The 8,163-nt window shown below is 45.2% G+C and carries 4 protein-coding genes; all 4 read right to left on the reverse strand.

Features of this window, described 5'->3' with window-relative positions; genetic code table 11:
- Positions 1-786 (reverse strand): hypothetical protein (locus tag A3766_RS09490; protein WP_156498112.1); only part of this gene is annotated, 786 nt, incomplete at its 3' end.
- 173 nt (positions 787-959) lie between these two features.
- Complete coding sequence (hemE, locus tag A3766_RS09495; protein ID WP_068513946.1) at positions 960-2,024, reverse strand: uroporphyrinogen decarboxylase; 1,065 nt, start codon at positions 2,022-2,024, stop codon at positions 960-962.
- Positions 2,025-2,143: 119 nt separating this feature from the next.
- Positions 2,144-3,562 carry an FAD-dependent oxidoreductase gene (locus tag A3766_RS09500; RefSeq protein WP_068634367.1) on the reverse strand — a complete coding sequence of 473 codons (1,419 nt, stop codon included), beginning with the start codon at positions 3,560-3,562 and terminating at the stop codon, positions 2,144-2,146.
- 52 nt (positions 3,563-3,614) lie between these two features.
- On the reverse strand, positions 3,615-8,060 hold the full coding sequence (gene gltB / locus A3766_RS09505; protein ID WP_068506603.1) for a glutamate synthase large subunit: 4,446 nt from the start codon (positions 8,058-8,060) through the stop codon (positions 3,615-3,617).
- Positions 8,061-8,163 lie beyond the last annotated feature (103 nt).

Raw genomic sequence — 8,163 nt, forward strand, 5'->3', positions numbered from 1 at the left:
ACCTTCAAAAACATGATAAATTTCATCTCCGTCCAACGATGCTAAAGCACCAGCATCGACACCTAAACGCTCATTGATAATCAAGGTTGGCCTATTTTTGGCAACTTCATAAGATGCCCTTAGGGTAGATATTCGCTCACCCGTATCGCTATCGTAGCTGTGCTCATAAACTCGGACTATCGTGTCATCACCAAAGGGGAAAAATCTTACTTCATGGCCTGCTACATATAATGTGTCGTAATCAGGGCCTTCGTTTAGGATATTAAGCCTATCAACACAGTAATCAGTTGAAACCGGCATGAAGGTGTCATTTACCCCACCCATATCACTATATTCCATCGATAAAGCACCAGACACTTCTTGCCCTGTACTCAACTGACAATTGTCAAAGACCAGCTCTACTGTATCACCTTCGCTATAAGCCTGACCCGGCTCCCTAGAACTGTCCCAACTAATGGGGTCCTCAAATACATCTTTAACATAATTTCCGCATATCAAACTTAGATCTTCTGGAAAGTCTGATGCATCTAAATATCGATACAATGGCGAATCCAAGTAAGCTAAAAGAGTCGCTTGAAGCACTTTAAGAGATAAATCTTCGGACATGTCGACTTCGATATCGATGGTTTTGTTATCGATATTAGTTTCGGCATCACTTTGATATATGTCAGGATCCCCAACACTTTTGAAAAAGGCTATATTTTCTAAATTATCGCAAGCCACGATCATTGTAGCGCAGATACAAATTGAAATTGCCTTAGCAAAATAGAGAGAGAGATGCCTCATTACAGTTCCTTGGGAGACCTTAAGGGTTATCTATCGATTGTATTAAAAGAGTCGCACAGGTTAAATAAGAGCCTGCTGCAAATGTGACACGTGTGGGAATTACATGGCATTTTGTGCTAGAAAAAGAAAGGGTGCCACGTTGCACCCTTAATTCTATGCATTAGATAACGATCTTAAGCGTGATACTGAGCACTCAGTTCATGAACCGCATCAACAAAGTAGCCTGCATGTGCTGGATCAACAAATTGATGAATACCATGCCCCAGATTGAATACATGGCCTTCACCTGGACCATAAGATGCCAAAATTCTAGCCACCTCATCCCTAATACCTTTTTCTGAAGCATATAGCACCGACGGATCCATATTCCCCTGCAAAGCAACTTTATCACCTACCAAGGCACGCGCTTTACCGATATCCATCGTCCAGTCAAGACCAAGTGCATCAGCGCCGGTATCAGCCATAGAAGGCAACCATAAACCGCCTCCTTTGGTAAATAGAATCACGGGGACTTTTCGACCATCGTATTCCCGAATTAAGCCAGCTACAATTTTCTTCATATAAGCCAAAGAGAACTGTTGATATGCATGATCACTCAGGTTTCCACCCCAGGTATCGAAGATCTGAACCGCTTGCGCACCCGCTTTTATTTGAGCATTCAGATAATCAATCACAGACAAGGCAATTTTATCCAATAACTGATGCATAATTTCTGGCTGAGAATACATCATCGCTTTGATATGGCGAAAATCTTTAGAGCTTCCACCCTCAACCATATAAGTGGCTAAAGTCCAAGGACTCCCAGAGAAACCAATCAACGGAACACGTCCATTCAACTCTTTACGTATGGTGCTCACTGCATCCGTTACGTAAGTCAAGTCTTTAGAGGTATCAACTATAGGTAGTTTCTCGACATCCTCTGCTGTTCGAACAATCTTCTTGAAACGAGGCCCCTCACCCGTTTCGAAATAAAGACCCAAACCCATTGCGTCCGGAATCGTCAAGATATCAGAAAACAGAATTGCAGCGTCGAGCTTGTAGCGCTCAAGAGGCTGAATTGTGACCTCGCATGCTAGTTCTTTATTCTTACACAGACTCATAAAGTCACCGGCTTGCGCTCTGGTCGCTTTATACTCTGGCAGATAACGCCCAGCTTGACGCATCATCCATACAGGCGTCACATCAACCGGCTTACGCTCTAGCGCTCTCAGAAATCGATCATTCTTTAGCTCTGTCATTCACTGTCTCTTCAATATTAATAATCAAGAAATGTCTGGCAATGTTGTCCAGATACAAAAAAGGCACAGTATTATCAACCGTGCCTTGGATTTAGTCATTGATACTCATCACGTGCAGACTATATATCCAGGTAGTCCATGATGCCTTCAGCTGCCTGGCGGCCTTCCGCAATGGCGGTAACCACCAAGTCAGAACCACGAACCATATCACCACCGGCGAAAATCTTCGGGTTACTCGTCTGATAAGGGTACTCACCCTTCTCTGGCGCGACAACACCGCCCCAGCTATTAACATCTACCTTCACATCGGACAGCCATTCTGGTGGGCTAGGCTGGAAACCAAACGCAATCAATACTGCATCAGCAGGCAGGATTTCTTCACTACCTTCGATAACTTCCGGGCGACGACGACCATTTTCATCAGCGGCACCCAGCTGTGTTTTAACAACCTTCACACCTTCAACTTTATCATCACCTACAATCGCCACTGGTTGACGATTAAACATAAAGCCTACACCTTCTTCCTTGGCATTCTGAACTTCTTTGCGTGAGCCAGGCATATTCTCTTCGTCACGACGGTAAGCACAAACTACACTATCTGCCTGTTGACGAATAGAGGTTCGGTTACAGTCCATCGCAGTATCACCACCACCCAGAACAACCACCTTCTTACCTGCCATGTTAATGAAGTCAGCTTCATCTTTTTCAAAACCCAAACGACGATTAACGTTTGAGATCAAAAATGGCAATGCATCATGAACGCCTGGCAAGTCTTCACCTGGGAAGCCACCTTTCATGTACTTGTATGTTCCCATACCCATAAATACTGCGTCATAGTCATTTAACAAGTCATCAATACTGATATCTTTACCAATTTCGGTATTCAAGCGAAATTCAACGCCCATATCGGTGAAGATTTCTCGACGACGCGACATGACATCCTTTTCTAGCTTGAACTCTGGAATACCAAAGGTAAGCAAACCACCAATCTCAGGATTAAGATCAAAAACAACAGGCTTAACACCGTTACGAACCAGGATATCTGCACAAGCCAAACCGGCAGGGCCCGCGCCAATCACGGCAACCTTCTTGTCTGTTTTAACAACATTGGACATATCCGGGCGCCAACCCATAGCGAAAGCCGTATCAGTAATATACTTCTCCGCCGAGCCAATAGTCACCGCACCAAAACCTGCATTAAGAGTACAAGCACCTTCACACAATCGATCTTGAGGACAAACACGACCACACACTTCAGGCAAAGAGTTTGTCTGGTGACACAGTTCAGCCGCTTCAAGAATATTCCCTTCTGAAACCAGCTTTAGCCAGTTCGGGATATAGTTATGTACCGGGCACTTCCACTCACAGTAAGGGTTACCACACTCAAGACATCGATGAGCCTGTTCAGTCGCGTCATTCTGATCAAATGACTGATAGATCTCACCAAAATCTTCGGTACGACCTTCCATTGGAATTTTCTTTGGGTCAACTCGACCCACATCAACAAACTGAAAGTTGTTATTTAAACGCTTTGCCATATTCTAACCTCTAAACCTTATTCGCAATGAGAGTATTCGATAATTCGAAACACTACTCAGGGCGAGAACGCATGTTGTTAAGCAAGTTATCCAAGCTAGCCGCCTTCGGCTTAACTAACCAGAACTTAGCAATGAAGTCATCGAAGTGCTCAAGGATCTCTTGCCCCCACTTACTAGATGTCTCAGCAACATGCTCCTTAATAACGCCTCGCAAATGATTGCGATAAGGCTCCATTTGTTCAGTTGAAACTCTTTGAATTTCTACCAACTCATGATTGTATTTATCTACAAACGTATTTTCCTGGTCTAGCACATAGGCAAAACCACCTGTCATACCAGCACCAAAGTTATAACCTGTTTGACCTAGAACAGTAATCAAACCGCCAGTCATATATTCACAGCAGTGATCACCTGCGCCTTCAACAACCGCTGAAGCGCCAGAGTTTCGAACTCCAAAACGCTCACCAGCCGTACCCGCTGCAAACAACTTACCGCCAGTAGCGCCGTAAAGACAAGTATTACCAACAATGGATGTTTCCTGGGTTTTGAACTCACTACCTTGAGGGGGTCGAATGGTTAGTTTACCACCAGTCATACCTTTACCAACATAGTCGTTTGCATCGCCTTCAAGGTTCATATTCAAACCACCAGCATTCCAAACACCAAAGCTCTGACCAGCTGTACCCGTCAAATTCAAGTTGATTGGCGCACTCACCATACCTTGATTACCATGACGCTCTGCGATTTCGCCAGAGATTCGTGCACCAACCGAACGATCACAGTTAGTCACTTCGTAATCGAAGGTACCACCCGACTTGGATTCAATTGTTGGAACTAAGTCCTCAACCATTTTTTCGGCCAACAAGGCTTGGTCAAACGGAGCATTACGCTCTACCTTACAGGTATGCGGTTTATCTTCAGGTATTCCCTCAGTCGAAAGAATCGGCGATAGGTCAAGCTTGTTCTGCTTATCAGTAGTACCTGACAAAATGTCTAACAAATCTGTACGACCAACCAGCTCTTCCAAACTACGAACACCTAGCTTAGCCATCCACTCACGCGCTTCTTTCGCAACAAAGCGGAAGAAGTTCATTACCATTTCTACGGTACCGTTGAAGTACTCATCACGAAGTAATTCGTTCTGAGTCGCAACACCCGTCGCACAGTTGTTCAAATGACAAATTCTCAAATAACGACAACCCAAAGCAACCATAGGCGTGGTACCGAAACCAAAACTCTCGGCACCCAGTATCGCCGCTTTAACAACATCCAGACCTGTCTTTAAACCGCCATCGGTTTGCAGACGGACGCTGCCACGCAAGTCATTGCCGCGCAGAGTCTGGTGAGCCTCGCTCAAACCAAGCTCCCAAGGAGAACCCGCATATCGGATAGAGGTTAGCGGACTTGCAGCCGTGCCACCGTCATAACCGGAAACTGTAATCAAATCAGCATAAGCCTTGGCAACACCTGCGGCGATAGTACCAACACCCGGTTCAGATACCAGTTTCACAGAAACCAATGCCTTTGGATTAACTTGCTTCAAATCAAAGATTAGCTGCGCCAAGTCTTCGATAGAATAAATATCGTGATGCGGTGGCGGTGAAATCAAGGTCACACCTGGCACCGAATATCTTAATGTCGCAATCAGGTTATTTACCTTACCACCTGGTAACTGACCACCTTCACCGGGCTTCGCACCTTGGGCAACTTTGATCTGCAAGACATCAGCATTACGCAAGTAGTGTGGCGTTACACCAAATCGGCCTGATGCGATCTGCTTGATCTTGGAACGTTTTTCCGTACCAAATCTCGCTGCATCTTCACCACCCTCGCCAGAGTTAGAGCGGCCACCTAGACGGTTCATTGCAACAGCAAGTGCTTCATGTGCTTCAGGAGACAAAGCTCCCAAAGACATTGCTGCCGAGTCAAAACGAGGGAAGATATTCTCTACCGGCTCTACTTCGTCTAAAGGAATCTCTTTAGCAGAATCACTTAAAGCAAACAAATCCCTTAAGGATGACGCTGGACGTTCATTTACCAAGGTTGCGTACTTCTGGTAAACAGAGTAATCGCCCGACTCAACTGCTTGCTGAATTGTATTGACAACATCCGGGTTAAAGGCGTGATATTCCTGACCGTGAACAAACTTCAGTAAACCACCTGGCTGGATCGATTTACGCGCCTTGAAAGCTTCTTTAGCCAACAGTGCTTGCTCTGATTGCAGGTCTTCAAAATCAGCACCCTGAATTCTACTTGCGACACCTTTAAAGCATAGGTCAACAACATCGTCTGCAAGACCTACTGCTTCAAACAATTGAGCGCCACGGTAAGAAGCAATTGTAGAAATACCCATCTTCGATAAGATCTTCAACAAGCCCTTACCAATACCGCGACGATAATTATTTTTCGCCTCGATTGGGTCCATCAGCATCTCACCCGTACTGATCAGGTCACTCATAACCTGATAAGCCAAGTAAGGGAAGACTGCCGTAGCACCAAAACCAAACAACACCGCGAAGTGATGAGGGTCACGGGCAAAACCAGACTCCACAATAATATTCGAGTCGCAACGTAAGCCCTTCTCAACCAAGTGGTGATGCACTGCACCCGTTGCCATAAAGGCATTTAGTGGTAATAAGCCAGGTTCGATATCTTTATCCGACAAAACAAGCACAACCTTGCCTTGTCTAACAGCTTCTTCTGCTTGCTGGCACACATCAACAATTGCTTGCCTTAAGCCAGTCTCTTCTTTGTACTGAAGGCTAATCAAGGCATGTTCAAAACCATCTTTATCCGAGCTAAAGCAGCTAAACTTCGCAGGTGTCAGTACCGGCGTAGCCAAAATAATTCGCTTCGCATGCTCAGGCGTTTCTTCAAATACGTTCTGCTCTACACCCACACAGGTTTCCAGAGACATAACAATCGCTTCACGCAATGGATCAATCGGTGGGTTAGTCACCTGAGCAAACTTCTGTCTAAAGTAGTCTGAAACTGAACGAACACGAGTCGACAATACTGCCATTGGCGTATCATCACCCATCGAACCTACTGCTTCCTGGCCCGCCTCAGCTAATGGACGCAATACCTGATCTCGTTCCTCGAAAGTCACCTGGAACATCTTCATGTGCGTCTTTAGGGTATCAGCATCCATTGCTTGGAACGCTTCATGATCTTTGTCTAGCGTTGCCTCAATACGAACCGCGTTTTCTTTTAGCCACTTTTTATAAGGGTGAGCAGACTTAAGGCGGCTATCGATATCATCAGTATGTAGCACTTCACCCGTTTCAGTATCAACCGCTAGAATCTGTCCAGGACCAATTCGACCCTTAGCAACAACATCTTCCGGCTTATAGCCATAAGTTCCAATTTCGGATGCAACTGTAATGTAACCATTCTTAGTGATAACCCAACGACTTGGGCGCAAACCGTTTCTATCCAGTAAACAGACGGCGTAACGGCCGTCAGTTAGAACCAGACCAGCCGGTCCATCCCATGGTTCCATATGCATACTGTTATATTCATAGAAAGCACGTAGTTCGCTATCCATGGTGTCAACGTTCTGCCATGCAGGTGGAATCATCATACGAACGGCACGGAATAGGTCTACACCACCTGCCAGAAGTACCTCAAGCATATTATCCATACTGGAAGAATCTGAACCAGTACGATTCACCAAAGGAGATAATTCTCCCAGCTCAGGCAGTTCGTCTGTAGCAAACTTGCTTGTTCTCGCTGTAGACCAGTTTCTATTGCCTTCAATCGTATTAATTTCACCGTTGTGAGCAATACATCTAAATGGCTGGGCTAGTGGCCACTTTGGCATAGTATTAGTGGAGAAACGCTGATGAAAAACACAAATGCTTGTCTCAACATCTGGATTACCCAGATCCAAATAAAAATTCGGCAGGTCAACCGGCATCATCAGCCCTTTATAAGACACGACTTTTTCTGACAAACTACAAACGTAGAATTCTTCATCAGACGCCAAAGCCATTTCAGTCTTACGGCGCGCAACAAAAAGCTTAAGAGACAGTTCACGCTCACTAAGCCCGTCAGCCTGAACAAAGACCTGCTCAATCTGTGGCAAGCAATCCAGAGCCATACGACCCAAGCAATCGTTATTAGTCGGAACCAAGCGCCAACCAACAACGGTAAGACCTTGTGCTTCAAGCTCTGCACTCATCGTTGTTTTAGCTTGCTGCGCTTTCGTAGGGTCCTGTGAAAGGAAAACCATTCCTACGCCGTAAATCTCATTCAGATCGGCGCTAAACTGCTCCTTAACCACCTGCCTGAAGAACGTATCAGGTTTCTGAATCAACAACCCACAGCCATCGCCAGTTTTACCATCTGCTGCGATACCACCGCGGTGAGTCATACATGTAAGTGATTCTATCGCCGTCAATAGTAGATCGTGACTTGCCTGCCCTTCCATCTGGGCAATCAAACCAAATCCACAGTTATCTCTAAACTCTTCCGGGCGAAACAAACCTGCTGCCATAACATTCTCTCTACAAAATATCATTTAAAATCATACAGTTAGAACTAACAAAACTAACAAAACCATATGACTATGAAAATTGGGGTTGGACATTTTACACATC

The sequence above is a fragment of the Oleiphilus sp. HI0132 genome, assembly GCF_001635845.1.